Source organism: Henriciella litoralis (assembly GCF_002088935.1).
Classification (GTDB): Bacteria; Pseudomonadota; Alphaproteobacteria; order Caulobacterales; family Hyphomonadaceae; genus Henriciella; species Henriciella litoralis.
This window is the reverse complement of sequence record NZ_NCSS01000004.1, coordinates 45,020-70,831: the sequence shown is the minus strand read 5'-3', so window position 1 is coordinate 70,831 and position 25,812 is coordinate 45,020. Positions and strand designations below refer to the sequence as shown.

24 protein-coding genes and 1 riboswitch are annotated in these 25,812 nt (G+C 60.0%); of the genes, 10 read left to right on the top strand and 14 right to left on the bottom strand.

Annotated features, from left to right (window positions below; genetic code table 11):
- Positions 1 to 63: 63 nt before the first annotated feature.
- On the bottom strand, positions 64 to 1,269 hold the full coding sequence (zigA, locus tag B8783_RS00395; protein WP_084417802.1) for a zinc metallochaperone GTPase ZigA: 1,206 nt from the start codon (positions 1,267 to 1,269) through the stop codon (positions 64 to 66).
- A 50-nt stretch (positions 1,270 to 1,319) separates the two neighbouring features.
- Positions 1,320 to 1,712: a MerC domain-containing protein gene (locus B8783_RS00390; protein WP_084417801.1), complete on the bottom strand. Its 393-nt coding sequence runs from the start codon at positions 1,710 to 1,712 to the stop codon at positions 1,320 to 1,322.
- 76 nt (positions 1,713 to 1,788) lie between these two features.
- On the opposite strand from B8783_RS00390, the gene B8783_RS18920 reads away from it, so the two are divergent.
- Positions 1,789 to 2,103: a hypothetical protein gene (locus B8783_RS18920; protein WP_084417800.1), complete on the top strand. Its 315-nt coding sequence runs from the start codon at positions 1,789 to 1,791 to the stop codon at positions 2,101 to 2,103.
- A 10-nt stretch (positions 2,104 to 2,113) separates the two neighbouring features.
- A complete protein-coding gene (locus tag B8783_RS00380; RefSeq protein WP_084417799.1) occupies positions 2,114 to 2,314 on the top strand; it encodes a DUF3299 domain-containing protein in 201 nt (66 codons plus the stop codon).
- A gap of 60 nt (positions 2,315 to 2,374) precedes the next feature.
- Here the strand turns inward: B8783_RS00380 and B8783_RS00375 are convergent, their stop codons facing one another.
- From B8783_RS00375 to B8783_RS00365, 3 genes are all read right to left on the bottom strand, one after another.
- Positions 2,375 to 3,226 (bottom strand): TonB family protein, encoded by an 852-nt coding sequence (locus B8783_RS00375; RefSeq protein ID WP_084417798.1) that lies wholly within the window; start codon positions 3,224 to 3,226, stop codon positions 2,375 to 2,377.
- A gap of 1 nt (position 3,227) precedes the next feature.
- Positions 3,228 to 5,381 (bottom strand): TonB-dependent receptor, encoded by a 2,154-nt coding sequence (locus tag B8783_RS00370; protein ID WP_084417797.1) that lies wholly within the window; start codon positions 5,379 to 5,381, stop codon positions 3,228 to 3,230.
- 89 nt (positions 5,382 to 5,470) lie between these two features.
- Positions 5,471 to 5,896 (bottom strand): DUF2946 family protein, encoded by a 426-nt coding sequence (locus B8783_RS00365; protein WP_324612735.1) that lies wholly within the window; start codon positions 5,894 to 5,896, stop codon positions 5,471 to 5,473.
- Positions 5,897 to 6,049: 153 nt separating this feature from the next.
- Between B8783_RS00365 and B8783_RS00360 the strand changes: the two genes are divergently transcribed.
- Both B8783_RS00360 and B8783_RS00355 read left to right on the top strand, forming a co-directional pair.
- The gene (locus B8783_RS00360; protein WP_084417795.1) at positions 6,050 to 7,273 is read left to right on the top strand and encodes a helix-turn-helix domain-containing protein; all 1,224 of its coding nucleotides are present in this window, start codon (positions 6,050 to 6,052) and stop codon (positions 7,271 to 7,273) included.
- Between the two features lie 62 nt (positions 7,274 to 7,335).
- Entirely contained in the window at positions 7,336 to 8,838 is a 1,503-nt protein-coding gene (locus B8783_RS00355; RefSeq protein WP_084417794.1) for a serine hydrolase, read from the top strand.
- 24 nt (positions 8,839 to 8,862) lie between these two features.
- Here B8783_RS00355 and B8783_RS00350 read toward each other — a convergent pair whose 3' ends face one another.
- Positions 8,863 to 9,372, bottom strand: a complete 510-nt coding sequence (locus B8783_RS00350; RefSeq protein ID WP_084417793.1) for a helix-turn-helix transcriptional regulator — start codon at positions 9,370 to 9,372, stop codon at positions 8,863 to 8,865.
- Positions 9,373 to 9,506: 134 nt separating this feature from the next.
- Here B8783_RS00350 and B8783_RS00345 point away from each other — a divergent pair, with 134 nt between their 5' ends.
- Positions 9,507 to 10,313 (top strand): COG4705 family protein, encoded by an 807-nt coding sequence (locus B8783_RS00345; protein ID WP_084417792.1) that lies wholly within the window; start codon positions 9,507 to 9,509, stop codon positions 10,311 to 10,313.
- A 16-nt stretch (positions 10,314 to 10,329) separates the two neighbouring features.
- Here the strand turns inward: B8783_RS00345 and B8783_RS00340 are convergent, their stop codons facing one another.
- Positions 10,330 to 12,717 carry a transketolase gene (locus B8783_RS00340; protein WP_084417791.1) on the bottom strand — a complete coding sequence of 796 codons (2,388 nt, stop codon included), beginning with the start codon at positions 12,715 to 12,717 and terminating at the stop codon, positions 10,330 to 10,332.
- A gap of 159 nt (positions 12,718 to 12,876) precedes the next feature.
- Here B8783_RS00340 and B8783_RS00335 point away from each other — a divergent pair, with 159 nt between their 5' ends.
- From B8783_RS00335 to B8783_RS00325, 3 genes are all read left to right on the top strand, one after another.
- Positions 12,877 to 14,865: a tetratricopeptide repeat-containing sulfotransferase family protein gene (locus B8783_RS00335; protein WP_084417790.1), complete on the top strand. Its 1,989-nt coding sequence runs from the start codon at positions 12,877 to 12,879 to the stop codon at positions 14,863 to 14,865.
- 112 nt (positions 14,866 to 14,977) lie between these two features.
- Positions 14,978 to 15,307, top strand: coding sequence for a hypothetical protein (locus B8783_RS00330; RefSeq protein WP_084417789.1), 330 nt, complete (start codon positions 14,978 to 14,980; stop codon positions 15,305 to 15,307).
- Between the two features lie 119 nt (positions 15,308 to 15,426).
- Positions 15,427 to 17,196: a DUF885 domain-containing protein gene (locus B8783_RS00325; protein ID WP_084417788.1), complete on the top strand. Its 1,770-nt coding sequence runs from the start codon at positions 15,427 to 15,429 to the stop codon at positions 17,194 to 17,196.
- Between the two features lie 9 nt (positions 17,197 to 17,205).
- On the opposite strand, the gene B8783_RS00320 is transcribed toward B8783_RS00325, so the two are convergent.
- The 6 genes from B8783_RS00320 to B8783_RS00300 all read right to left on the bottom strand — a co-directional run bounded on the left by B8783_RS00320 (position 17,206) and on the right by B8783_RS00300 (position 22,940).
- Positions 17,206 to 17,679, bottom strand: coding sequence for a GNAT family N-acetyltransferase (locus B8783_RS00320; protein ID WP_084417787.1), 474 nt, complete (start codon positions 17,677 to 17,679; stop codon positions 17,206 to 17,208).
- 279 nt (positions 17,680 to 17,958) lie between these two features.
- Positions 17,959 to 19,719 carry a sensor domain-containing diguanylate cyclase gene (locus tag B8783_RS00315; RefSeq protein WP_084417786.1) on the bottom strand — a complete coding sequence of 587 codons (1,761 nt, stop codon included), beginning with the start codon at positions 19,717 to 19,719 and terminating at the stop codon, positions 17,959 to 17,961.
- Between the two features lie 162 nt (positions 19,720 to 19,881).
- The gene (locus B8783_RS00310; RefSeq protein WP_084417785.1) at positions 19,882 to 21,300 is read right to left on the bottom strand and encodes an NAD(P)(+) transhydrogenase (Re/Si-specific) subunit beta; all 1,419 of its coding nucleotides are present in this window, start codon (positions 21,298 to 21,300) and stop codon (positions 19,882 to 19,884) included.
- A 4-nt stretch (positions 21,301 to 21,304) separates the two neighbouring features.
- Entirely contained in the window at positions 21,305 to 21,610 is a 306-nt protein-coding gene (locus B8783_RS00305; protein WP_139792222.1) for a proton-translocating transhydrogenase family protein, read from the bottom strand.
- Between the two features lie 65 nt (positions 21,611 to 21,675).
- Positions 21,676 to 21,816 carry a hypothetical protein gene (locus tag B8783_RS18425; RefSeq protein ID WP_169711657.1) on the bottom strand — a complete coding sequence of 47 codons (141 nt, stop codon included), beginning with the start codon at positions 21,814 to 21,816 and terminating at the stop codon, positions 21,676 to 21,678.
- On the bottom strand, positions 21,813 to 22,940 hold the full coding sequence (locus B8783_RS00300) for a Re/Si-specific NAD(P)(+) transhydrogenase subunit alpha (protein WP_084417783.1): 1,128 nt from the start codon (positions 22,938 to 22,940) through the stop codon (positions 21,813 to 21,815). Before B8783_RS00300 ends, B8783_RS18425 begins: the two co-directional genes overlap by 4 nt.
- A gap of 57 nt (positions 22,941 to 22,997) precedes the next feature.
- On the opposite strand from B8783_RS00300, the gene B8783_RS00295 reads away from it, so the two are divergent.
- Both B8783_RS00295 and B8783_RS18280 read left to right on the top strand, forming a co-directional pair.
- Positions 22,998 to 23,765, top strand: a complete 768-nt coding sequence (locus B8783_RS00295) for an SDR family NAD(P)-dependent oxidoreductase (protein WP_084417782.1) — start codon at positions 22,998 to 23,000, stop codon at positions 23,763 to 23,765.
- Positions 23,766 to 23,772: 7 nt separating this feature from the next.
- The gene (locus tag B8783_RS18280) at positions 23,773 to 24,339 is read left to right on the top strand and encodes a hypothetical protein (RefSeq protein ID WP_139792168.1); all 567 of its coding nucleotides are present in this window, start codon (positions 23,773 to 23,775) and stop codon (positions 24,337 to 24,339) included.
- A 15-nt stretch (positions 24,340 to 24,354) separates the two neighbouring features.
- On the opposite strand, the gene B8783_RS00290 is transcribed toward B8783_RS18280, so the two are convergent.
- Complete coding sequence (locus tag B8783_RS00290; protein WP_084417781.1) at positions 24,355 to 25,395, bottom strand: mechanosensitive ion channel family protein; 1,041 nt, start codon at positions 25,393 to 25,395, stop codon at positions 24,355 to 24,357.
- Positions 25,396 to 25,536: 141 nt separating this feature from the next.
- Positions 25,537 to 25,726: riboswitch (cobalamin riboswitch) on the top strand.
- Positions 25,727 to 25,812: the final 86 nt, after the last annotated feature.

Genomic DNA, 25,812 nt, shown 5'->3' with positions numbered 1-25,812 from the left:
ACACGATTGGCGCGTCTGAAGCGGGGCCGGCGGGGGGCTGTGCCAGCATCGTTTGGGGTTGCATCAAGTTTGGCCCCAGGCCGGGAAAGGGTCGGTCTGGACGTTCGAGGCAACGATCTCGCCGGCGGCGTTTTTCTTCGGATCTGTCAGGCAGCTGTCGAGCCGTCGGGTGATGGCGGCCTGGTCCATGCCGATGCCAATGAAGACGATTTCCTGTCGGCGGTCGCCGAATTCATCGTCCCAGACAGAGGCGAGATAGTCTTCCAGATTGCTGGCGTCAGGCCAGCGTTCGCGCGGCACCGCTGACCACCATGTGCCGCCGCCATTGTGGCGCACGAGGGCGCCAGCCTGGCTGACCTCGCCGAGCCAGCTGGGGCGGCTGGAAATCCAGAAGAAGCCTTTTGCGCGCACGACATTCGGCCATGCCTCATTGAAGAAGCGATGGAGCTTCTCCGGGTCGAAGGGGCGCCGGGCGCGGTAGACGAAACTCTCAATGCCGTATTCTTCGGTCTCTGGCACGTGCTCGCCAAATCCGTAGAGCTCCTTGGCCCAGAGCGGATGTTCATGCGCCTTTTCGAAGTCGAACCGTCCGGTCCCCATGACCTTGCCGAGTGGCACATCGCCGAATTGCGACTCCACGATCTCGGCGTCCGGGTTCAGCGACCGTACGAGCTTTCGCACGATGTCGAGCTGGTCAGGCGCGACGATGTCAGTCTTGTTCAGGATGATGACGTCGGCAAACTCAATCTGTTCAACGAGGAGCTGGACGAGCGGGCGGTCATCCTCCTCGCCAAGGCTTTCGCCGCGATCTGCGAGAAAGTCGGAGCTGCTATAGTCCTTCAGGAGGTGGGCGGCATCGACGACCGTGACCATCGTGTCGATCTTCGACACATCGCCGAGTGAAAAGCCGCTCTCATCGCGAAAGTCGAATGTCGCGGCGACGGGCAGCGGCTCGGAAATGCCGGTGGACTCGATGAGCAGGTAGTCGAAGCGCCCTTCCTTTGCTAGCTGGGTGACTTCTTTCAACAGGTCATCGCGCAGCGTGCAGCAGATGCAGCCATTGCTCATCTCGACCAGAGCTTCATCGGTTCGGGACAGATTGGCGCCGCCATCGCGCACAAGCGATGCGTCGATGTTGACCTCGCTCATATCATTAACGATGACGGCCACGCGCCGGCCCTCACGATTGGACAGGACATGGTTGAGCAGGGTGGTCTTTCCGGCGCCAAGAAAGCCAGAGAGCACGGTGACGGGGAGGGGAGCGGACATGGCTGCACCTTTTCGATATTGATTGCGGGTGATTGATTGGATCGCGGCCCTCAGGCCTCATGCGCGTTGGAATTCCTGTGCCGCGACCAACGCCAGATGTGCGCCGATGCCAGGAGCAATGCGCCGGTCACCGTCACCGGCGTTTCGACCTCATGAAGCGGTTTGAGGAAGGCGGCGGCGATGAGAAGCGTGAGGCCGGACAGCGCCAACAGCATGAAGCCGAGGCCTCCCGGGGAGGTGGCACTGCGGACGATCGCGAAGCCAGACAGCGGAACGGCCACGAGCACAAAGGCCTTGTGCACCCATTCCGCCTCGGCCCAGACGCTGGCGAGGGGGAGCATGGCTGCAAGCAGCGGCAAGGCCAGACAGTGGATCATGCACAGAGCCGACAGAGTGATTGCGGACGCATCAATGGCCCGTGGGTTAAGAACGCGTGCTGTCATGAGCAAACTCCGGTTGCGTAATATTATAACATAATGTTATTGGTCGCTCAGACGCTTGGCAAGAGGCGAATTGAGCATGACAGCAATGACGGACAGCCCGGGAAACAATTTCGAGATCGAGGACTTGTTCGAGCGCGCTGACCTTGCGGCCGAACGTGCCGGTCTGCGCATGACCCGCATTCGGCGACATGTGTATCGGTTGCTGCTGGAAGCTGATGAACCACTCAGCGCTTACCACATTGCAGACAGGCTAGATGGTATCGGCAGCCCGAAACCGGCCACCGCTTATCGGGCCCTGGATTGTCTGGAGAAGATCATGAGGGACATCAACACGACCATCGGGATCTGGACGCCAGCTTCGAATTTACCTGCGAGAAACCTGACAAGCTGACAGCGAAAGCGTGACTTTCGAAGCCGGGCCCGATGGCGTTGAGGTGTCGAGCGTTGATGAGCCCGCTCGAGCGAGCACTGACGGGTCTGCCAGACCTGCCTATTGGGCAGAAGGGACGCTCTCGTCAGAGGAAAATCGCAATGAGGTCGGCAATGCGGCTTACACAATGACGCTCAACAAGCTCGAGCCTTATCGCACCATCCGGAATTAGAAGCGCTCAAACCATTATCAGATTCATTTGCCCCCGCGCGCGGTGACATTGGGCCCTCATCTAATGAGGCTGCCTGATTGTGATGGTGAAATGCAGGTCGTCTGCCGACGCGTCCGGCGGGGCGGCAGGGTAGGGGGCGGCGGTCAGGATGGATTTGAGGCAGCGACGGTCATAGCGGGGCGTGCCACTGCTGGTACGGATGGCTCTGGATGTGACTTCGCCCTCGGGGGAAAGACGAAATTCGACCTCACAGTCGCGTGCGCCCGAGATGGCTTTGGGCGCGTGCTGCAGCAAGTGCTGCCTGACCTCAACGAGGTAGGCGGTCATCGCCGTGTCGCTGTCGCGGCCTGAGCGCTTGCGGCCATCTCCGGCGGGCGACGTCTGCGCTTGGGGGGCCAATGACGCGTCATCGCGGTCAGCTGGGTCGCGTGTGTCTGAGGGGCGAGGGGGCTCGCTAGTAGGATCGACAGCCGGGGGGGATAGCGCGACGCCGTCCTCCTGCGCGGATGGTTCCGGGGGCGGCGGTGCCGACATGTCCGGCTCGTCCGTGTCCTCTATAACCTCCATCGCCTCCGGAGGCGTTTCGGCTTCGGGGGCTGATTGTTGTTCTTGGGGAGAGGAGACTGCCGTTTCCGGTTCCGTTTCCGGTTCTGGTTCAGGTTCTGGTGTCGGGGTGGGCTCCGGCTTTGGGGCCGGGAGAGGCTCCGGTTCGGGCTGAGGCTCCGGTTCGGGGAGAGGCGTCTCCTCGACTGCTGGCGCGACCAGCGTGACGGGAATGATTGTTTCTGAGAGCCCCTCGCCAGTCCCGGCTGAAACTGGCAACAGGAACAGGATAGCGGCGACAGCCGCATGGACGAGCGCAGCGAGGGCTGCGCTCGTCAGGGATACGGATGGGGACGTCTGTCCCCACATGCTAGAAGGCGACGCTCACGCCGACATTGAAGGAGCGGCCCGGTCCGGCAACCTGGCGGAACGGTCCGGTCCGTCCCTCATATTTGTAGTCGCCGAAGGCAATCCCGCCGAGGGGCAGGTCATAGTTCTCGTCGAGCATGTTTTCGATCGAGGCATTGACCGTAAAGCGGCCTATGTCTCCGCCAACCCGCAGGTTCACGAGCACATAGCCCGGCGTTTCAAGCTCCTGCCGGAGCGCGTTGACGGTGTCCTTTTCGTCGACGAGTTCCACTTCCAGGGCCTGCGTCCAGGCGCCCTTGGTATTCTCGAGGGAAATGACGCCTTGAAGCGGGGCGATGTTGTAGAGGTTGTCGCCGGTATCCTCATTGGTGCCCTTGGACCAGCTGAGCGTCCCGGTCAGACGGGTGTCACCCAGCTCCGACTGCCAGACCGGCATCGTTCCGCTGGCCTCAAAGCCGTAGAGCTCAGCATCGTGATTGGCGAAGCGCAGGATAGGCAGACCGTCATTCAGCGTCCCGAGCGGGTCAGCATCGATATAGTCATCGACTTGCGATGCCCAGGCTGACAGCCGGAGGGCGCGGCCATCCTCCTTGCCATCAGTCCAGTCGAGCGTCGCGGCGAGGCTGCGGGCGACTTCCGGTTCCAGTCCGATATCGCCAACATAACCGGCACCGTCGCCCGTCATATTGGTCATCGATGTCGACATGTTGCCGCGTCCCCAGGCGTAGCGCTCATAGAGATTGGGCGAGCGGGTTTTCTGGGCGGCGCCGAACTCGATTGCGACCGTGTCCGTCGGCTTCCAGGTGGCCTTGGCGGTAACGTCGACATTGTCATCCTCGCGGGCCCGGTCGGCCGCGTTGAAGGCCATCGCGGCCATGGCATCGGCCATGTTCATCATGCCGGTCCAGGAATAGGGCTGCACTTCGCCTGTATCCATCTCGACGCGCTCATAGCGGACACCGAGCAGGGTTGACCATTTCGGGGTTGGCTCAGCCTCCCATTCGGCCCAAGCGCCGGTGCGGTTTCGTTCGCCATCATTGATGTTCACATAGTCCAGCGGGGACATCATCATGCTGCCCGGAACGGCCGGCCAATAGTCGTCCATGGATGCGCGGAACGTCTCGGCACCGAAGCGGAGATCACCAACGCCTTCGACGGCGAGTTCGTATTTCAGCTTGGCAGAGATATCCTCGCCCTTGGTGATCATGGGCATGCCGCCATTGGCCGCGCCGCCCTTGTCGGACAGGAAGTTCATCTCGTGGTCGACGTCGCGCCAGGACGCATCGGCGGTCAGACGCCCGGCGCCGAGCGGGCCTTCGCCGTGCAGCTGGACGCTGTTTGATTTATTGTCGACAAGATCCATGCGCTGATTGGCGAAGCCTTCATACGGGACGCCCTGCTGGCCAATCCGGACCCAGAAGAGCACATCATCAGCCGGGCGCGCGGCCAGAAGCAGAGACTGATCGTAGTTCTCATACAGGGTGGAGCGGACCTCCTTGCCGTCGCCGGCTTCGTAATTGTCCGCCTTGTTCCAGCTGGCCTCATAGCGCGCGCTGACCTTTTCGCCCGCGACATTGGCCTCGAGCGACGCGGACCGGCCATTGGACACGCTGCGATAGCTCGCTCGGGCCTTTCCGAAGACTTCGACGCCGCCATCGGAGAAGTCAGGGGTGCGGGTCTCGATGGAGATGATGCCAGCGATATTGTCCCCGCCGAGGCTGACGGGGGAAAGGGTCGGCGTGACGACGACCCGCTCGACGCGGGAGGCGTCGATATAGGACGTCACCGGGTTCATGTGGTTCGGGCAGTAATTTGTCGCCTGCTGGCCATCGATCAGCACACCGACGCGGTCATCGGCGAGACCGCGCAGGATGGGCAGGGAAGCGATGCCGCCATTTGACTGGACGGCGACGCCAGGCTCCCGCGAGAGCAGCATGAGCGGGTCGGCAGAGCTGGTGCGGCGTTTATCGATCTCCTCAGGGGCGACGGAATAGCCGCCGACAGACGTGCCGGCTGGGCCGGCTGCTTGAGTGGTTTCGGCGTCTTGCGCCTCGATAGGAGGCAGTTCGGTGGGCGCCTGCGCCACGGCCCAGGGGGCTGGGAGGGTGAAAGCAAGAAGGGTGGCAGCGGTGCTGCCCAGAAGGTTGGGTTTCATGTCGGATGTCTCTCGGGTGCAATCAGAGTTGGCCTCGCCAGCGCGCACGCAAGAGGTGCGTCGCCAGCAGAGGCGCGTGTTCGGAAAACTCAGATTGTGAGAGGGGGCGCTCGCGGCGGTGGCGGCGGTGCGGCAAGACCTTGCCCTGGCGCGACGAGGGCCAATTCAAACGCCGGCGAATAGGAGGCATAAACCGCCTTATCCAGCGTTGCGGCCAGGACGGGCAGTGAGAAGAACGCCGTCATCGCATAGGGACAGCTGTTCGTCTGATCAGGGTCCGATTGGCCCGGCAGCTCGTCCGGATCGACATATTTGCCATTTTTGAGATCGAGGACGGCGTTCGCTGTACCGCCGCCATCACCATGGCAGATCGCAACGGTGATGAACTGGTTCGGCTCTGCGGACGCTTCGAACATGTAGCCTGCCGGCACAAAACCGCGCACGACAATCGCCACCAGCGCGAATGCGCAGAGCAACGACCTCAGTCGTGAACGAGATGCCGGATATACAGTCATTGCTAGCACTTACGACGACAGGAAATCGCAAAAGACAACTGCGGCACGCAGCCACAGAAGAGATGCCAGACCTTATCGCAGAAGGGCGAAACGAGCCAAGGGTGAAGCCTTACAGCTTCGCCCGTTCTTTCTGCGGCCTGGTTTTCATTTGCAGTGAGCGACCTGTTCGTCGTGAAGTGGGCTTGCACGGCCACTGGACTCTCACGTCCATGTGTCCGCATTCTCGGCCTCCTGCTTGTACGTCACGATGGAGATGGCGCGATCGCCCTTTCATATGAGAATTTCTTCGGGGTCGTCGGCATACTGACGGGGTTCGTCTGTCTGCTTCTGAGCGGGTTTCTTGTGGCTGTTCCGTCGAAGCGGAAGACATCGAACCTGTTTCTCGCCGCGTTTCTGACGCTGACCGCGATTGAGCTCAGCATCTGGGTCTGGGGCGGGTGGCAGGCGGGCGGAGATGGCGAGCTGATGGCGGTCTGGCGTGCGCTGGGGCGGCTGCAGATGCCAGCCTTCTTCTTTTTCTTTCTCTCGGCCTGTTATTCGGATCTGCGGTTGAAGCGGCATGATCTGCTTCACCTTCTGCCAGCTCTCTTATGCCTGCTGCTTGCGATGACGGGCGGGCCGGGTGGCGGGTTTCTCGCGGGCCTGTTCGATGAACGGACGCATCAGGGGTGGGCGGTCTCGCAGCTCATCTATTTTGGCTATATGGCGGCGATCCTGGTGCTGCTCTGGCGCTTTCGGGCGCAGTTTCGAATGCATCATTCCGGCGGGCGCTCGCAGATGCTGGTCTGGCTGGTGCAGCTGGCCGCGGCGTCCCTTTTTGCGCGTCTCATCATATTGTCACGCGATCTGATTGGCCCGGCGATAAGTCCTGAATTCGTGCTGGTCTTGCAGGTCATTGGGGCGTCTGTTGCGCTGTCTGTGATGAGCTGGATCGCGCTGAAATCGCTCCTCCAACCTGAGCTCTTTCGGGATGTGGACCGGCGGTTGTTGCGATCGCACGATGCGGCTTCGAATGGCCAGGCTGACGCGGATCGGTTGAAACGACATATGGATACCGAGCAGCCCTATCTCGACCCTGAGCTGACGCTTTCGGGGCTGGCCGAGCAAGTGGCGCTCACCCCGCGCGAATTGTCGGAACTGTTGAACCAGTCGCTGGGGCTTCACTTCTTTGATTTTGTGAACATGTACCGCGTCGAACACGCCAAAGCGGAGCTGCTGGCAATGCCAAAGCAATCTGTGCTGACAGTGCTCTATGCGTCGGGGTTCAATTCGAAATCATCGTTTAATACCGCGTTCCGCAAACATGTCGGGATGACACCGAGCGAGTATCGCCGAACGGCGGTCGCGGCGCCGTCAAAAGCGTTCGACTTCGCGTAGTCGGACGAAAGCAGGCAGGTTCACAGCCTAGTTCGCCGACTTTCGAAATCTGGAGTCGGTACATGTTGATACGCGTTTTCAAAGCCTATTGTTGTGCGGGGGTGATGTCCTTGTCAGGCCTTGCGGGGCAGGCGCAATCCGATGGGGCAGGTGAGCCCACGATCGGCCTGGATAAGGCCCGCGCCGTGAGCGATATCTCCGAAGTGCTGGCGCGCTATGAAGCGGCGTCGGTGTCGGTGGCCGTTATCAAGGACGGGGAGATCATCTTCACCCATGCGGCCGGGTTGCAGGATATCGCGTCAGGCGCGCCAGCGACCCCGGAAACGCAATATGCCATCGGGTCGATCGCGAAGTCCTTCACAAGTGGGCTAATCGGCACGCTTGAAGAGGAGGGGCTGGTCGATCTCGAGGCGCATCCGTCCGACTATGTTCCCGGCCTCGAATTCGGTGATCAGAATCTTCAGGAGGATCTGCGCGTCTCGAACCTTCTATCGCAAACCTCGGGTCTGCCTTGGCTTGAGGGATCGTATGTGCTGTTTCCGGAAGCGACGCAGGGCGAGCTGGCAGGCCGGCTGTCCAGCTTTGGGTCGTCCTGCCGCGTTGGCGATTGCTGGGCCTACAACAATTTCAACTTCATCATGCTCGACATGATCGCTGAGGCGGTCACGGGCCAGTCAAAGTCCGACCTGCTGGCGACGCGTATTCTGGAGCCTGTCGGCATGGCGGACAGTGTCAGCGCGACCGCAGACTTCAAATCATCCGATAGAGCGGCCACGGGATACGGTCTGCGAGACGGGGCAAATGTCCCGAAAGCGACGGAATATGTGTTCGGCGAGCAGGTCTACGCATCGGCGCGCGATCTGGCGAAGTGGGCAAATGTCTGGATGAATGAGGGCGGAGATGTGCTTCCAGCAGACTATGTCACGCGCGCGATTTCGATGCAGGCCATTGATGATGGCAGCCCTCCCAAAAGCGACGCGCCGGGCATCTATCTGTTCGGCTATGGTTATGGCTGGTTCATCAAGTCGGTCGACGGGCATTATGTCGTGCATCATGGCGGCAACGAAAACGGCTTTACTGCGCACGTCCTTTTCGTCCCGTCGGAAAATCTCGGATTTGTTACGCTGACAAACCAGCAGGACTCCCTTCTACCGAACGTCGTGAATGACCTTCTGATGCGGCGTATGCTGGGCCTCACGGAAACGCCGGTGGAGGAGTATCCTGTTGTTGTGAAACCGGTTGATGGTCTCGCATCACCCGAAGCGGCGAGACTGAGCGATGCGGATAAAGCCGCGATGCGCCAGACGCCGCAGGCGCTCGTCGGATCCTATCGGGCGGAAGGGTATGGCCAGATTGAAATCACCCATGAAGCGGGCGGTTTGAGACTGAAAACGCCAGCAGCGACGTTTCTCCTGACCCATGAAGACGGCGACACGTTCGGGCTTGCGGTAGCTGAAGAGCTGCCGCTTGGGCTGAATGTGGACTTCTTCCGTGTCACCTTCGTCGAGAGTGGGCTGACGTTTAATCTGTCGAGCCCTGAGGTCATGTTCACGCGGGTCGATTGAGGGGGACGAGCATACTGAAACTGTCTACTGAGCCGCAGTCTGCGGCGGGCTCTCGATGAGGTCGTCGATGAAAACGGACATGAGCGTCGCTTGGCTGCTGACGCCGGCCTTGGCGTAGACCTGGCTGAGCTGAGATCTGACTGTCCCAGCTGCCGCACCTCGCAGGCGGGCAATTTCCTGGCTGTCGAAGCCCTTTAACGCAAAGAGCGCGACCTCGCCTTCGCCCCTGGTCAGCCCCCATTCCTTGAACCGGATCATGATATGCTCGCCAAGCGCGCCGCGCGCCTGAGCAAGCGAGCGCTCCTTTTGGCGGAGGTCTGCCATCAGGCGAATAAGATTGCGTGAGCTGAGAACCACGCCCGTCAGCAGGGCGAGCGCGATCACGCATTCCATGGCGAGTTCCAGCCCAAGTCCGGTGGTGCTTGCAGCGATCCAGTCTTCAAATCCGTCGACGACGAAGAAGCCCGCTGCGAGCAGTTGCAGGACCATCAGACCTATTGGGAAGGCCAGTTTGAGGTTGCTGTGATGCTTCATCGTATGGTGCTTTCTGGCTGCGCGGTCTGCGTGGACTTCTGCTTATTCGGCCCGCTCTAAGCGGGTGCTTATAGGCTTTCCCCACCGTCTCATTAAGTCGCGATCCTATCCAGCAACTCAAGAGGTAAGACGCTGTGAACGAGACTGACAAAGCCATCCTGACCAAAGTCCCCGCGATTACGCTGGGGTTCTGGATCATCAAGATACTGGCAACAACATTCGGCGAGACGGCAGGCGATAGCGTGTCGATGTCGTGGCTCGGCGAGACGACGGCCAAGGCGTCAAACGCGTTCTGGCAGAACGGTTATCTGATTGGCACGGGCATCTTTGGCCTCGCCCTGGCGGTGCTCGTCTTCGCGCAGATCAGGGCCCGGCGCTTCAATCCATGGCTCTATTGGGCTGCGATCATCGCGTCCACGACCGCCGGGACGACAATGGCGGATTTTGCGACCCGGTCGCTCGGGATTGGGTATTCGGGTGGATCGCTTCTGTTATTTCTGTGTGTTCTGGCGTCGATTTTCGTGTGGCGTCAGACGCTGGGCACGGTTTCTGTCGCGTCTATCCACCGGCCAAAAGCCGAAATCTTCTACTGGATCACGATCACGTTCTCGCAGACGCTCGGGACAGCGCTTGGTGATTGGATCGCGGACGGTCCGCTCGGCTATCTCGGCTCTGCGCTGATATTTGGATCGCTTCTGGCGCTGATTGCGATGGCCTATTTCTGGAGCAAAATTGACCGGGTGGCACTGTTCTGGGCCGCGTTCATCCTGACGAGACCACTTGGTGCCGTCGTTGGCGATTTCCTCGACAAACCCTACTCGCAGGGCGGCCTCGAATTGAGCCGGGTGAGCGCAAGCCTGGTGCTCGGCGGGGCCATCGTCGCGCTGATCTTCCTGTTCAGGCAGAAGGCGGCCCCCGCCGATGTGCGGCAGATGCATTGATTGCAGACGCGGCGCCTTAGCCCTTGGCCAGCCTGATCTTCCGTCCTGCGCTGAGGTGCTGCGCGGCGTTCACGATGGCATCGGTGTCGATCTGGTAGTGTTTGTGGAGGTCGGGGATGGTGCCGGTCTGGCCGAAGTGTTCGACGCCGAGGGGGGCCGTCATATGGCCGGCGACGGAGCCGATCCAGGCGAGCGTGGCGGGGTGGCCGTCGGTGACGGTGATGAGGGTCGCGTCGCGCGGGACGTCAGCCATGAGCCGCTCGATCTGGCTGACGGCGCTGGTGTGACCGCGCGCGCGGGCGCGGCGGGCGGCGGTCCAGCCTGAGTTAAGGCGGTCGGCGGAGGTGACGGCGAGGACGCCGATGTCGCGCCGATCATTGCCGATACGGCCTGCCGCCTCAATGGCTTCCGGGGCGATGACGCCCTGATAGGCAATGACAACCTCGCAATTCGGGCCGGGCTTTCTGAGCCAGTAAGCGCCGTCGACGACGCCGCGGCGGAACTCTTCATCGTCGCGGTTGCGGGGGCCGAGCTGTTCGATCGGACGGGTTGAGAGGCGGAGGTAAACAGAGCCGCCGGTCTCGTCGCGCAGCCATGTGCGCTCATCCGGGTCATTCTCACCAGAGCGCTGCAGATAGTCGAAGCTCCAGTCCATGATGATGGACAGCTCATCCAGGAAGGCCGGCTCAAAGCTGACAAGGCCGTCCTGGCTCATGCCGATGAGCTGCGTGCCGATGGACTGGTGGGCGCCGCCTTCGGGCGCGAGCGTGATGCCGGACGGGGTGCCGACGATGATGAAGCGAGCATCCTGATAACAGGCATAGTTCAGCGCATCGAGGCCGCGCGCGATGAAGGGGTCATAGACGGTGCCGATGGGGAGCAGGCGCTCACCGAAATGCGAATGGGCAAGGCCCGCCTGACCGAGCAGCAGCATGAGGTTCATCTCGGCGATACCAAGTTCGAGATGCTGGCCCTCAGGCGAGAATTCCCACTTCTGGGCAGACGGGATGGATTGCTCCTTGAACGTGTCAGAGACCTCGCGCCGGGCAAAGAGCGAGCGGCGATTGACCCAGCCGGTGAGGTTGGTGGAGCTGGTCACGTCTGGCGACATGGTGACGATGCGGTCTGCGAGCTCTGACTGCGAGCGGGCGAGGCCGTCGAGGATTTTGCCGAAGCCGGCTTGCGTCGCAAGCTCACGATCATCGAGCCAGACAGGGCCGGGGCTTTTGACCTCTGGTGCGGTGAAGCGGCGCGTGCCTTTGGCGAAGAAGGGGACGTCATCGAGGAACGCCTGAAGGGCTTCGGGGTCTTCGACCGTCGCGAACTTTTCCCATTCCTCACCGCCCGGCACGCCCATGCGCTTCTGGAAGTCTTCGAACTGGGGATTGTTCATGTAGCCGCCATGATTGTCCTTGTGGCCGGCGAGCGGGGTTTTCCAGCCCTTGATCGTATAGGCGAGGAAGACGGTTGGCTTGTCGTCGGTGATGGAGTCGAAGGCTTCAGTCAGCGTGGTAAGGCACTGGCCGCCGAGATTGTTCATCAGGGCGTCGAGCTCTTCATCGGTGCGCTTGTCGAGTAGTTTGGAAACCTCGCCCTGGTCGCCGATATCGTTCATCAGGCGTTTGCGCCAGGCCGCGCCGCCTTTGTAGGTGAGGGCGGAGTAATCCATGTTCGGGCAGGACTGGATCCATTCTTTCAGGGCTTCGCCGCCCGGCTCCTTGAAGGCTTCTCGTTGCAGGACGCCATGGCGCAGCACCACCGTGCGCCAGCCGAACGCCTTGAAGATGGCGTCGATCTTCTCCCAGAGGCCTTCATGGACAACGCCGTCGAGGCTCTGGCGGTTGTAATCGATGATCCACCAGGTGTTGCGCAAGTCGTGCTTCCAGCCTTCCTGAAGGCATTCATAGATATTGCCTTCATCAAGCTCTGCGTCCCCGACGAGCGCGACCTGACGGCCAAGTGGAAAGTCCTTCGCCCAGGATTTGGCGGCAATATAGTCCTGCACCAGCGAGTTGAAGGCGGTCGCTGCGACGCCGAGGCCGACTGAGCCGGTGGAGAAGTCGACATCGTCGACATCCTTGGTGCGGCTTGGATAGGATTGCGCGCCGCCCCAGCCGCGGAAGTCTTCGAGCTTCTCTCGGGTCTGGTTGCCCATCAGATATTGCATGGCGTGGAAGACGGGCGAGGCGTGCGGTTTGACGGCGACGCGGTCTTCTGGCTTCAGCGTGTTGAAATAGAGCGCCGTCATGATCGGCACCATCGACGCGCAGGAGGCCTGGTGCCCGCCCACCTTGATCGCGCCATCATCCTTCTTGCGGATATTGTTGGCGTTGTGGACCGTCCAGGCCGAGAGCCAGAGCAGGCGCTGCTCGATGGTGTGAAGGGCGTCAAGATTGGCAGTCATGGCAAACTCTATGCTGGTGCAACTAAGATGGCGCACCTCTTGGCATGGCGCGCAATCAGGGTCCAGTTTCACGTCTGTTGAACGCGTAGTGGTATCAGTTGCCGACTGGACGCAGGTTTGTGTTTTGGCCACAAACCAGAACGCAAGGGAGCAACGTTTATGGCTGATGAAACTGAGACGAAGCGCAAGATGGACGCAGCCATACTGGACATCATCACCGACCTTCAGGCCGGACGAGCTGAGCAAGGGCTCAAGAAGGCTGGCGCTTTGGTCGAGAGCTATCCTGACGAGACCGAGCCACAAATGGTTCTGGCGCTGTGTGAGCGAAGGGCTGGCAAGGGCGCGGCAGCGATAAAGACGCTTGAAACGTTGCTTGAGCAAACGCCGAAACACGGCCGCGCCTGGCAGGAGCTTGGTCATTGCCGCAGGGCCATCGGCTCGCCGGATGCGGCAGCTTACGCCTACCGGCAGGCCGTTGACGCGAATGATTATCTTGTCGGCAGTTGGCAGGCGATTGCTGCTTATGAGGCGTGGATCGGAAACCAGCTAGGCGCGCGCATGGCCGGTCAGGAAGTCAGCTATTTGCAGGGGTTGCCTCAGCAACTCGTCGCGATTGGCAATCTTTTGAATGATCGCAGGTTCGAGGAAGCAGAAGCCCTCTGCCGGGAATTTCTTGAAGCCCATCCGGACAGTGCTGAGGCCAAGCGCCTGCTAGCGAAAATGGGTGTCGAGTTTGGCCGAATGGAAGATGCTGTACGATTGCTGGAACAGGCGGTGCAGGACGAACCGAACAATGTTCGTTGCGGCATCGACTTCGTAAACCTGCTCAGCAAGCTTCACCGGTATGAGGAGGCCTACAAAGCCGCCCAGACGCTTGCTGAACATCACCCCGGCCACCCTAATATCGAAATTCTGATCGCCTCTCAGGCGGCGCATCTGGGGCGACCAGAAGAGGCCGTACGGATTTACGATGCGCTCTTGCCGAAGTTGCAGGCGCCGACGCAATTGCTGAATTTCCGCGCTCTGGCGCTCAATACGCAAGGCGATCAAGACGGAGCGGTCACCTCCTATCGCCGGGCAATCGCGAGTAATCCAGCGTCCGGCGCCGCCTGGTGGGGGCTTGCCAATTTGAAGACGTTCCGGTTTCCGCCCGAGGACATCACAGCGATGGAGCGCCAGCTTTCCGGAGAGCTCCAGGACGGCGATCGCACCGAGATCGAATTCGCGTTGGGTAAAGCGCTTGAGGATGAAAAGCGATTTGAAGCGTCGTTTGCGCACTATCAGGCTGGCAATGAGCTCGCCAGCAAGCGTTTCCGTTTCGATGATGAAGCGACGCGCCGCAACTTCGAGGCTGTGAAGGACGTTTTTACCGATGACTTCTACAGATCGCGCCCCGAATTCGGCGACGCCGATCCCGCACCGATCTTTATTGTCGGACTGCAGCGGTCCGGCTCGACACTGCTTGAGCAGATATTGTCCGCACATAGCCAGGTCGATGGCACGCAAGAGCTGAAGTTCGTGACAGCGCTGATCCGAAATTTAAAAAACACAATCGGACCGGACGAAGACGACGCCTATACAAAAAGCATGGAAGCGATCGATGCAGAGATGGCGGAAAGACTCGGACAGACCTATCTGAAACAGCTGGCGCCTTACCGAAAGTCAGGCCGCTTTTTTACCGACAAGTTGCCGGATAATTTCAAACATGTTGGCTTCATCAAGCTGATCCTCCCTCATGCGAAGATCATTGATGCGCGCCGTCATCCCATGGCGTGCGGGTTTTCATGCTTCAAGCAATTGTTCAGTTCGGGCGCGGAGTTCTCCTACTCACTTGAAGATATGGGCGCGTATTATCGCCTCTATGACGATCTGATGAGCCATTTCAACGAGGTTTTGCCCGGCCAGATCCTGCGGGTGAACAATGAAGATGTCATCGACGATCTGGAGGGTGAAGTCCGGCGCATTCTTGATTTCCTGGGGCTGGAATTCGAGGAGGCCTGTCTGAACTATCACAAGCAGGACCGCGCGGTTTTTACGCCAAGCGCCAGCCAGGTTCGCAAGCCCATTTCGCGGTCCGGTATGGAGCAGTGGAAGAATTTCGATCCATGGCTCGGACCGCTGAGAGAGGCGCTGGGCGATCTGGTATAGCATTCCCTCGGGGACCGGGCGCGGCAAGGCACGTGCCGATAAATGAGGTGTTTTCGGAACCCTTGAAGGCGGCTGCCCGTTGGTCCTGTTGATAGATAGACAGGAGAAACACATGGCCGAGCGCGATATTGAACGAGAAGAAGAAGTCAGCCGCCAGCGTGGCTATGGCGAAGAGTTCCGGAACGGAAAAGGCCTCGAAAATCAGGATGCTGATGGCGCAGGTTATAAAAAGGGTTCACCCGTCGCACAGCAGGGCGCTGAGCCCGATGACCTCGTAACTACGATGGATGATGAGCGCGTCCCGAATGCGCCGAATGACGGCACAGACGACGATTCGAGCGCCACGGTTGAAGGTCACGCGTCGCTCAAGAAGAAGCCTGATGGCCACCTTCTGGAGGATGCCTATTCGGTCCCAGACCCGGGCGTCGAGCCAAAAGAATAGAGATTTGTGAGAGAGCCCGGCCAATGCGCCGGGCTTTTTTGTTTCGATTGAAACATTGTGGGACGCGCGGCTGTGTAGTTAGGTCCGGCCTTAACGAAGACCAAACCTGGAGACATCCCATGAAACGACTGGGCCTGATGGCAGCAGCATCTGCAACGGCGATCCTTCTGTCCGGTTGCGCGGCGAACACCACACCTGCTGAGACAAGCACATCTGCGGCCAAAGCGACGGTCGAGGTGTCTGAAACCTGGCCGGACTTCATGGGCGAGTTTCTGAACGGCTATTTCGAGCTCAATCCAAGCTTTGCCGTCGTGCAGGGGCGACACGAATTTGACGGCCAGCTGCCCGACTGGAGCGAAGCCGGCATACAGGCGCAGATTGACTACCGTGAGAACGCCATTGCCGCCGCGCAATCGATCGATCCGGCAACGCTCAGCGAGGAAGAGGCCTTTGAGCGCCAATATTTCATCAACACGATGAAAGGCGAGCTGTTCTGGCTGACGGAAGCTGATTTCCCGCACAGCAATCCGGATTTCTACATCTACACCGGCGGCCTGGACCCGGACGTCTACATATCCAGGCCTTATGCCGACAAGGAGACGCGGTTTCGCGCCTTCATCGATTATCTCCACAACATTCCAGCCGTCGCAGAGCAGATCAAAGCAAACTTCACTCTGCCAATGCCGGAAACCTATGTGAAATACGGCACGGCAGGCTTCGGCGGCTTTGCCGACTATTATCAGGGTGATGGGAAGGCAGCCTTTGCCGACGTCGATAATCTAGAGCTGCAGGCTGAGTTTGAGACGGCAGCCGCCGCAGCCTCCACTGCGATGCAATCGCTTGCGGATTATGTCGGCTCCCAGCCGGGCACACCGGACGGCTTTGCGCTCGGTCCGGAAAAGTTTTCTGACATGATCCGCCTGACCGAAGGCGTGGATATCCCGCTTGACGAATTGGAAGCCATCGGCCGCGCTGACCTCAAGGCCAATCAGGATGCGCTTGCCGAGGCGTGCAGTGTCTTTGCGCCCGGCGCATCTATGGAAGACTGCATGGCCAAGATGGCCGCCAACAAGCCGGAGAATGGCCCGGTGCAGGAAGCGCGCGATTCTCTTGCGGCGCTAAAGGCGTTCATCCTTGAAAAGGACCTTGTGACGATCCCCGGCACAGAGGAAGCGCTGGTCGAGGAATCGCCGCCCTATAACCGGCAGAACTCGGCCTATATTTCCATTCCCGGGCCTTATGAGACGGGCATGCCGTCGGTTTACTACATCTCGCCGCCGGACCCGAGCTGGGACGAGGCGACTCGCGCGGCCTACATCCCCGGCAAGATGGACCTCCTCGGTACGACGGTGCATGAGGTCTGGCCGGGTCACTTCCTCAATTTCCTGCATGCGGTGCGGTCGGACTCGAAGTTCGGCCAGATCTTCGTGGGCTATGCTTTTGCAGAGGGCTGGGCGCACTATACCGAAGAAATGATGCTGGACGCTGGTCTGCACGACTATGATGCAGAAACAAGGATTGGCCAGCTCTCAAACGCGCTCCTGCGCAATTGCCGTTATCTCTCGGCGATCGGTCTGCATACGCAGGGTTGGAGCGTTGATGACAGCTACGAGCTCTTCCGCAAGGAATGCTATATCGACAAGGGCAACGCCACGCAGCAAGCCGCGCGCGGAACGTATGATCCGGCCTATCTCAATTACACGATGGGCAAGCTGATGATCCGCAAGCTGCGCGATGACTGGGTGGCGGAAAACTATCCGGACGCCACCGGCACCGAGGGCTGGAAGGAATTCCACGACGAGTTTCTGTCCTATGGTGGGCCGAATATTCCGCAGGTCCGTCAGGCCATGATGGACGAGGATGAAGCCCATGCGGTGTTTGGGGAATAGGCCCCCGGACTAAAGCGGCTTCTCCATGAGAAACCTGTCGAGCGCGACGTCGTCTATGTGGACGGTTTCGCGCTCGATCTCTTTAAAGCCCATCGCTTTGAAGGCTGGGGCGGCCATCAGGCTGGCATGGACCCAGATGCGGGGCTCGCCCGTCTTGCGCGCTTCAGTTTCGACGCACTCATAGAGTTGGCGAAAGAGGCCGAGCCCGCGTGCCGCTGGCAGGATGTAGGCAAAGTCGAGATAGCCGTCGGCGGCGAGCGTCATGAAGCCGAGCGCCTGTCCATCGGCCTCGGCAATAAAGATGGTCTGCGCCGCGAGGCGCGCGGACCAGTCTTTGCCTTTGCGCGGCGCCGGGACCCACGCGGCGCGTTGAGTTTCGGAGTAGGGGCTGGGGCCGGTGCGCACAGCATCATGTATGAGCTGGCCGAGCAGCTCATGATCGGCGTTGTTGCCGCTTCGGATAGATAGGGTTTCAGTTGCCATCAGAGGCGGATAATCCGGTATGAGTTGTTCTGCAATTCGAGAAAAGAGTTATGACCCAGAGGCGCAGTCGTCCGAAAGATTGTCGCATGCTGAATTCCAAGAGGTCGCTTCCTGTTCAGGTGAGGACGGCCGGTCCTCCAGGGGAGCTGAGCAAGGCGCAACGACGGAAGCCTCCGACCTGGATAGCCGATTGCGTGATGACGTTTGGTGGCCGCGGAAGATCCCGATGCCTCAAGGCAGTCTGCTTAACCCGGCCGCGTAGCCGGACCTTCTAGAGTGTCAGGCTGAGCGTTTCGTTTCAGCTCTGGTGTCTGCGAGCGGGTCTGTGATCGGCAACGCCATGCACACCTTGTTGCGCCCGCTTGTTTTGGCCGAATAGAGCGCCTGGTCCGCAGCGCGATAGTGGTCATCGAAACGACTATCGTCTGCGGTCGTCATGATTGAGATGCCGATGGACACCGTGATCTGGTCAATGGGGCGCGTATCGCTGCCAAACGTCTTTTCTGCGACGCGCGTGCGGATGCGGTCCGCTACGAGACGGGCTCCGTCGGCATTCGTGGCGGAGAGAATCATGACGAACTCCTCGCCGCCAAAGCGGGAACACAAATCATTTGATCGGCAATGCGCGCGCAGGATCGCGGCGAGCTGGACCAGCGCGATATCGCCGACGTCATGACCAAACGTGTCATTGATCGCCTTGAAGTGGTCGATGTCGATGACCAAAATGGCTGAGTAAAGTGGCTTACCCTCGGGCGCCTTGGGCCGGCTTTTCATGGCCTGCGCAAGGGCGCGGCGATTGAGCAGGCCCGTCAGTGGGTCTGTGTCGGCATATTCGAGCAAAATCTCTCGTTCAGCGCTGAGTTGTTCGAGCTCATTACGCATATTCAACAGGCGCAGCGCGACGGCAAGGCTGATGACGAGCGCCTCGAAGACCAGCGCTGGAAGAAAGATGTAGTCGAGGATTCCGGTGAAATCGAGAATACCGAGGCCCCGCAGAACTCGGCCGATCGCGAACATGGAGATGGGAGTCCAGGCAATCATCTGAAAGATGGCGAGTTTGCTGCCATTGCGGACCGCCGTCACAAGCGCGATCACGACGACAATGAAGGGCAGCAGGCCGAGCAGGTGGAAAACTTCCGAGCCGATATAAGCAAACCGCGGTGACAGACCGATGATGATAGCGCTGCTCACCATGATGAAGACGGCCGTAACAGCCAGCGCCAGGCGGTTTCGCGGACCGAGTGTTCCAGGCTCACATAATGCGCGAACCATCAGGCATCCAAGCGCCAGCGATAGAACGATAGTCATGTGATCTGCGACCGACCGCATTGTCACAGTCACTTGCGGCAGAATGGCGAAGATGATGCCGGACCAGAAGATAACATACATTACGGTTGAGAGGCTGGTGAGCGCGTTCAGCAACAGGAACGGGTAGCGCAGCACACCGAAGAACAGGAAGCTGAAAAGGATCGGCGCGCTGAGAAGCCCCACGGAGAAGAGAACCGCGCCAATCGCTCTGTGATTTGCCGCATGGGCGGTCTGGGCGCTGGTGATGGCGACCGCGGACCAGTTGACCGGATCCCACGGGGCGGTGACGCCAAACATGACGCGTTCCGGGATGCGGGTGTCAGAAGGACCAAGTGTCAGGGGAAACTGCATGCTGGATGGCGCCTGCCACATCTCGCGCAGGGCATCCGTGTCATACTCGCGGAACGAGAAAGAGCCGTCTGTGTAGGTGACGTAGATCGAGATATCGAGATGTCGGGACATGCGAAGAAGCAGGACCGAAGATTCAATTCCGGCGGCTATGTCGGCGACGTCGCCGAGGAGCCAGAAATGCTCCGTTGCAACTCGCAGACGGTCTTCGGAGCAGTCAAATAGCTCAGGCCGGGCGAGCGCGTCTTCAGCTGAAAGATCTCCGGCATCTGTGAGCACGCAAAAGCGGTCGCCAATATTGACGGTTTGCGCTGCAGCGCCGGTCATCACGCAGAAAAGCGCAGCGAGACCGAGTAGACAGATGCGGAGGGCCGAGATGTTCATCTAGAGAACTGCAATGGGCCTAACAGGTTGCGATGAGGTTGATAGGTCCGCGCAATTGTCGAATGGCGCATAAGGATTGATCAACCACCGGGCTGGGCCACCAACAAAAAAAGCCCGGCCAATGTGCGGCCGGGCTTCCTTTTTGGCGAACGTAAAGCCTCGCTAGAGGTTCTTCACGATGTCTTCGACCATCTTCTTCGCGTCGGCGAGAAGCATCATCGTATTGTCCTTGTAGAACAGCTCATTCTGGATGCCGGCATAGCCCGAACCCATGGAGCGTTTAATGAAGAGCACCGTGCCGGAGTCTTCGACGTTCAGGACCGGCATACCGTAGATCGGGCTGGTCTTGTCAGTCTTGGCGGCCGGGTTGGTCACATCATTCGCGCCGATGACGAAGGCGACTTCTGAATTGCGGAAGTCGGAGTTGATGTCTTCCAGTTCGAAGACTTCGTCATAAGGCACCTGAGCTTCGGCCAGTAGAACGTTCATGTGACCCGGCATCCGGCCCGCAACGGGGTGGATGGCGTATTTCACTTCGACGCCTTCTTCTTTCAGTGCTTCGGCCATCTCTTTCAGGGCGTGCTGCGCCTGCGCAACCGCCATGCCGTAACCTGGCACGATGATGACCTTGGACGCGTTCTTCATGATGAAGGCTGCGTCTTCGGCAGAGCCGCGCTTGAACGGACGGTCGTCTGCGCCAGCCGCTGCCGAGTCTCCGCCATCATCGCCGCCGAAGCCGCCAAGGATGACCGAGATGAAGCTGCGGTTCATGCCCTTACACATGATGTAGGACAGGATCGCACCGGACGAACCGACGAGCGCGCCGGTGATGATCAGGGCGAAGTTGCCGAGCGTGAAGCCAAGCGCTGCTGCGGCCCAACCGGAATAGGAGTTGAGCATCGAGACAACGACCGGCATGTCCGCGCCGCCAATCGGGATGATCAGCGTGATGCCGAGGATCAGAGCGAGGACGGTAACGCCCCAGAACGCCCAGGTGGCTGCGCCGCCGGACATGATGAGCACGACGACCAGAGCAATGATGCCAGCGGCCAGTGCGATGTTCAGCAGGTGGCGGGCCGGAAGCATGATTGGCGCGCCGCCCATATTTCCGTTGAGCTTGGCAAAGGCAATGACTGAACCGGTAAAGGTCAGCGCGCCAATGGCAGAGCCGATGGAGAGCTCGATCAGGGAGACGAGGTGGATGTCGCCAACCGTGCCGATGCCGAAGCCGAGCGGTGCATAAAGCGCTGCAGCGGCAACGAGCACAGCTGCCAGACCGACCAGCGAGTGGAAAGCGGCGACAAGTTGCGGCATCGCCGTCATGGCGATCTTGCGGGCAATGACCGCGCCGATCGTGCCGCCAATGACCGCTCCGCCGAGCAGGATGCCCCATGTTGCCGGGTCAAGGCTTTCCCAGAGCAGGATAAGCGTGGTGACCACAGCGATGGTCATGCCGATCATGCCATTGCGGTTACCTGTGCGGCTGGTGGCCGGGCTGGAGAGACCGCGAAGGGCGAGGATGAAGAGGATACCCGCGACGAGATAGAGCAGCGGGGCCCATGTGTTTGCAAACTGTGTCATGTGCTTACTCCCCCTTCTTCTTGTACATCGCCAGCATGCGCTGGGTGACGAGGAAGCCGCCGAAGATGTTCACGCTGGCAAGTGCCACGGCGAATCCGCCAAGAGCCTTGGCGATCCAGCCGCCATTGATGGCACCGGAGGCCGAAGCTGCAACGATGGCGCCGACGATGATCACCGAAGAAATGGCGTTCGTCACAGCCATTAGCGGGGTGTGCAGGGCCGGGGTGACCGACCAGACAACATAGTAACCGACGAAACAGGCGAGCGCGAAGATGGCGGCCAGGAAGACGGTTGGGTTGAGGTTGGAGATCTCAGCGGCATGGGCTGGCAGAGCCAGCGCAGCAACCGAGAGGGTTACGGGTATGAATTTGGACATTAATTGCTCTCCTTGCGAAAGCGCACGCGTGCTTCGACTTCGCTCAGCATGAGCGCGGTCTGAAACGGTGCTTGGGAAAGGCGCTCATCCTGAGCGAAGTCGAAGGACGAGGGCCGCTTGGCGGTCGCGCTTCGCATCATGATTTCAGCCTTTCATTGACGGTCTCGCCGCCGCGCGTGAGCATCATCGCGGTGACGATCTCATCATCGGTGTCGAGATTGAGCGAGCCATCCTCTGCTGTGATCAGCGGCAGGAAGGCGAGCAGGTTCTTGGCGTAGAGCGATGAACTATCGGCTGGCAGACGGGCGGGCAGGTTGGAGAACCCGGCCACTTTCACGCCGTTGACATCGACCACTTCATCAGCCTTGGACGCAGGGCAGTTGCCGCCTGCGGCCACAGCCATATCCACGATCACCGAGCCGGGGCGCATGGACGCGACCATCTCATCGGTGACGAGGACAGGGGCCGGACGGCCCGGAATAAGCGCCGTTGTGATGACGATGTCCTGTTTCGCAATATGGCTGGCTGTCAGCTCGGCCTGTTGCTTCTTATAGTCGTCCGACATCTCCTTGGCGTAACCGCCGGCGGTCTCGGCTTCCTTGAACTCGTCATTCTCGACGGCGATGAATTTCGCGCCGAGCGAGGCGACCTGTTCTTTCGCGGCCGGGCGAACGTCAGTGGCCGTCACGACACCGCCAAGACGGCGGGCGGTCGCGATGGCCTGAAGGCCGGCAACACCAGCGCCCATGACGAACACTTTGGCCGGGGCAACTGTGCCGGCGGCCGTCATCATCATCGGCATGGCGCGGCCATAGATTTGCGCGCCTTCGATCATGGCGCGGTAGCCAGCGAGGTTTGATTGCGAGGAGAGCGCGTCCATGGACTGGGCGCGTGTGATGCGCGGGGTGAATTCCATTGCCAGCGCGTTGAGCTTTTTCTTGTTCAGGGCGTCAGTGACATCGCCCATGGCAAACGGGTTCATCAGGGCGATGACCGTGAGGCCTTCCGGATACGCGGCTGCTTCGGCAGCGCTTGGTCCGCGCACCTTCAACAGGACATCGGCGCCTTTCAGCGCGTCAGCTGCCGATCCGGCAATTGTGGCTCCTTCATCTGAAAAAGCCTTGTCGGGAAAGCCCGCAACGGTACCGGCACCAGACTCAATGGTGACGGTATGTCCGAGCCCGACAAGCTTCTTCACCGATTCCGGGGTTGCCGCGACGCGCGTCTCTCCCGGACTTGTTTCTTTTATGATTGTCAGCTTCATGGGGCGAGTGATCGGAAAAATATTGCTCCAAAGCAATAGTAAATCAGGATTTGAGGCATGGAATTGTTTGATCTCTCAGGAAAAGCGGCGCTCGTGACGGGCTCTTCAGGTGGTCTGGGCGCGAGTTTTGCGCGGGAACTGGCGGCCGCAGGGGCACATGTCGTGCTGGCGGCACGTCGGCTCGACAAACTCGAATCGCTGGCAAACGCGATTGAAGCGTCCGGCGGTAAGGCACTGGCGGTGCAGATGGATGTGACCGACCCGGACAGCGTGGATGCAGCTTTCGCGACCATTCATGACAAGCTTGGCCAGCCTTGCGACATCATTATCAACAATTCCGGCATTTCTCGCGACGACTGGTTCACGAAGATGACCGAAGAAGACTGGCGCGCGGTGATGAACACGAATCTCGACGGCGTCTGGCGTGTCGCGAAAGGCGGGGCAAACGCCTTGATGGAGGCCGGAAAGCCCGGCTCCATCATCAATATTGCGTCGATTACGGCGCGGCGTCCGCAGCATACGATTGCAGCCTATGCGGCCTCGAAAGCGGCGGTGGAGCACTTCACGCGTGTGATGGCGCTTGAGCTTGCACGTTACGGTATCCGCGCGAACGCGATCGCGCCCGGCTATTTCAAGACCGACATCAATGATGAGTTTCTCGATAGTGAGCAGGGCGAAAAGATGCGCAAGCGCGTGCCGATGCGCCGGTTTGGCGACTATCGCGAGCTGTCTGGCGCGCTGCTGCTGCTGGCGTCCGATGCAGGCAGCTATATGACCGGTACGACGATTGTCGTCGATGGCGGGCATCTGGTGAGCACGCTTTAGGTTCAGTATGATCAGGACTGGCTCTTCTGCCATTGTACTCGCGTTCGCGTTTTGCGTTGCCTGCAGTGAAGGTGTGCCAGACCGTCCCGATACCGTGCCCGAGTCCGCAATTTTTCATCGTCCCGGCCCGTCATATCTTGGCAATCCGGCTCATTGGATGGACTGCGCAGGCGAAGGCGATGAACTGACGTGCAATATATGGCTAGAAGACGGTCGCTTACGCGAATTTGGTACGTATCGTGTCGCTGACAAGGACTGGTGTTCGGCGCTGGTCCAGAACCACGCTTACCCATTTCGTGATGGGTTCCTATTGCCCGTCAATGTCAGGTCAGCGTTAAACGGCAGGCTAGCTGGATCGTCGCGGGCATCGTCGGAATTCACTCAAGCCGTAACGACAGTTGTGGAAAGTCAGTGGGATATTAAGGTGGGGCAGATCGAAGTCGCAAATGACGATCGCGACGGCGAGCTATTCTTCAAGTCGATGCTCATTGAACGGCTAGATGGCGGGACACCGCTGCAAGGTAGCGTGCTGTGCGACCTCTATTTCACAGTCTTCGAACCAGATGACGTCTGACGGGAACGAGTAAATCTAGGGCTCCCGGCGATCCTGTGGCAGCGCCTCGGTTCCATCCAGCGACTGGTCACCGAGGGCGATGTCGCGCTCGCCCTGCGGCGGCATTTCGAACGGAGCGGGCTTTTCCTCCACTTCAGTCGTCGCGCGGAAACGTGGGAAGGCCTCTGGGTGTTCGGCCTGTAGCCAGTTGATCATCTGTTCGCGAATGTAGCAGCGCAGATCCCAGGCGCGGGGGCTGGTGCTGGCCGTGGCGAGGGCGCGGACCTGAATGGAGGTCTTGTCGGTCTCTGAGACTTGCAGGTTTACCACCTCGCCGTCCCAGAGGTCTGTCGACTTACAGATCTCTTCCAGCTTCTCACGCATGGCGGCGATGGGGGCGCGATAGTCGAGATACCAGAAGACCGATCCGATGATGGTGCCCGATTTCCGGGTCCAGTTCTGGAAGGGTTTCTCGATGAAATAGGTGAGCGGCACGATAAGGCGGCGCCGGTCCCAGATGCGGATGACGACGTAGAAGAGATCGATTTCCTCGATCCAGCCCCATTCGTTTTCAACGACGACAGCGTCCTCGATCCGGATCGGCTGGGTGAAAGCGATCTGGATGCCGGCGATGAGGTTGGACAGGACGGGCCGCGCGGCGAGGCCGACGGCGATACCAATGATACCGGCAGAGGCCAGAAGAGAAACGCCGAGCTGGCGCGCCCACGGCACCACGACAAGCGCGCTGGCCAGGGTAGCAATCGCGCCGACCACAACGATCACGCGGCGCATGACATCGAGCTTGGTCGCGATTCGGCGCGCTTCGAGATTGTCGTCGACATCGATCTCAAGCCGGTTCATCCGGCGCATCAGCGAATAGTCGATCAAGGAGACGACCGCCCAGCCAATGGCGATGATCGTCAGGAATTTCACGCCGATGAGTGTTGCGGATGTATAATCGGTGTCCGGCCAGCCAAAGCTTGCGGCCGCCCAGAGTGCGGCGGCGGCGAGAAGGATAAGGATCGGCAGACGCAGGCGCGCCATCCAGGATGATTTCTTTGGCTTCGACGTTTTCATGCATCTCCCATCGGGACTGGTGACTGTTGGGATGTTTAGCAGATTGTCTGCTTTCCTGCCCGACACTGTGAGCAGAGACACGCCGCGATCAAAGCCGCTGCACGGTCTTTATGCAGGGCTTGCCGTGGGCCGCGCAACGGCGTAGAGACCGCCTCTGACGGTGCCTGTCCTCATGGGGGACGGGTGAAAAGGGAAGCCGGTGTAAATCCGGCGCTGTGCCCGCAACTGTAAGCGGCTAGCCCTCGCCAAGATGCCACTGGAGCAATCCGGGAAGGCGGCGAGAAGGTGAGCATCCGCGAAGTCAGGAGACCTGCCGTCACGTCGTTTGCCCGCCGCCGGGATCAGCGGACAGGCAGGCGGAGTATCCTCCGTTTCACGACACATTTCGCGTCGGACAGGTCCTGTCCGGCTGGTTTT

Bases quoted from the DNA above. Each gene is read 5' to 3' on its own strand.
- zigA (WP_084417802.1), bottom strand. From the start codon at position 1,269: ATGTCCGCTCCCCTCCCCGTCACCGTGCTCTCTGGCTTTCTTGGCGCC.
- B8783_RS00390 (WP_084417801.1), bottom strand. From the start codon at position 1,712: ATGACAGCACGCGTTCTTAACCCACGGGCCATTGATGCGTCCGCAATC.
- B8783_RS18920 (WP_084417800.1), top strand. From the start codon at position 1,789: ATGACAGCAATGACGGACAGCCCGGGAAACAATTTCGAGATCGAGGAC.
- B8783_RS00375 (WP_084417798.1), bottom strand. From the start codon at position 3,226: ATGTGGGGACAGACGTCCCCATCCGTATCCCTGACGAGCGCAGCCCTC.
- B8783_RS00370 (WP_084417797.1), bottom strand. From the start codon at position 5,381: ATGAAACCCAACCTTCTGGGCAGCACCGCTGCCACCCTTCTTGCTTTC.
- B8783_RS00365 (WP_324612735.1), bottom strand. From the start codon at position 5,896: ATGACTGTATATCCGGCATCTCGTTCACGACTGAGGTCGTTGCTCTGC.
- B8783_RS00355 (WP_084417794.1), top strand. From the start codon at position 7,336: ATGTTGATACGCGTTTTCAAAGCCTATTGTTGTGCGGGGGTGATGTCC.
- B8783_RS00350 (WP_084417793.1), bottom strand. From the start codon at position 9,372: ATGAAGCATCACAGCAACCTCAAACTGGCCTTCCCAATAGGTCTGATG.
- B8783_RS00340 (WP_084417791.1), bottom strand. From the start codon at position 12,717: ATGACTGCCAATCTTGACGCCCTTCACACCATCGAGCAGCGCCTGCTC.
- B8783_RS00335 (WP_084417790.1), top strand. From the start codon at position 12,877: ATGGCTGATGAAACTGAGACGAAGCGCAAGATGGACGCAGCCATACTG.
- B8783_RS00330 (WP_084417789.1), top strand. From the start codon at position 14,978: ATGGCCGAGCGCGATATTGAACGAGAAGAAGAAGTCAGCCGCCAGCGT.
- B8783_RS00325 (WP_084417788.1), top strand. From the start codon at position 15,427: ATGAAACGACTGGGCCTGATGGCAGCAGCATCTGCAACGGCGATCCTT.
- B8783_RS00320 (WP_084417787.1), bottom strand. From the start codon at position 17,679: ATGGCAACTGAAACCCTATCTATCCGAAGCGGCAACAACGCCGATCAT.
- B8783_RS00315 (WP_084417786.1), bottom strand. From the start codon at position 19,719: ATGAACATCTCGGCCCTCCGCATCTGTCTACTCGGTCTCGCTGCGCTT.
- B8783_RS00310 (WP_084417785.1), bottom strand. From the start codon at position 21,300: ATGACACAGTTTGCAAACACATGGGCCCCGCTGCTCTATCTCGTCGCG.
- B8783_RS18425 (WP_169711657.1), bottom strand. From the start codon at position 21,816: ATGATGCGAAGCGCGACCGCCAAGCGGCCCTCGTCCTTCGACTTCGCT.
- B8783_RS00300 (WP_084417783.1), bottom strand. From the start codon at position 22,940: ATGAAGCTGACAATCATAAAAGAAACAAGTCCGGGAGAGACGCGCGTC.
- B8783_RS00295 (WP_084417782.1), top strand. From the start codon at position 22,998: ATGGAATTGTTTGATCTCTCAGGAAAAGCGGCGCTCGTGACGGGCTCT.
- B8783_RS18280 (WP_139792168.1), top strand. From the start codon at position 23,773: ATGATCAGGACTGGCTCTTCTGCCATTGTACTCGCGTTCGCGTTTTGC.
- B8783_RS00290 (WP_084417781.1), bottom strand. From the start codon at position 25,395: ATGAAAACGTCGAAGCCAAAGAAATCATCCTGGATGGCGCGCCTGCGT.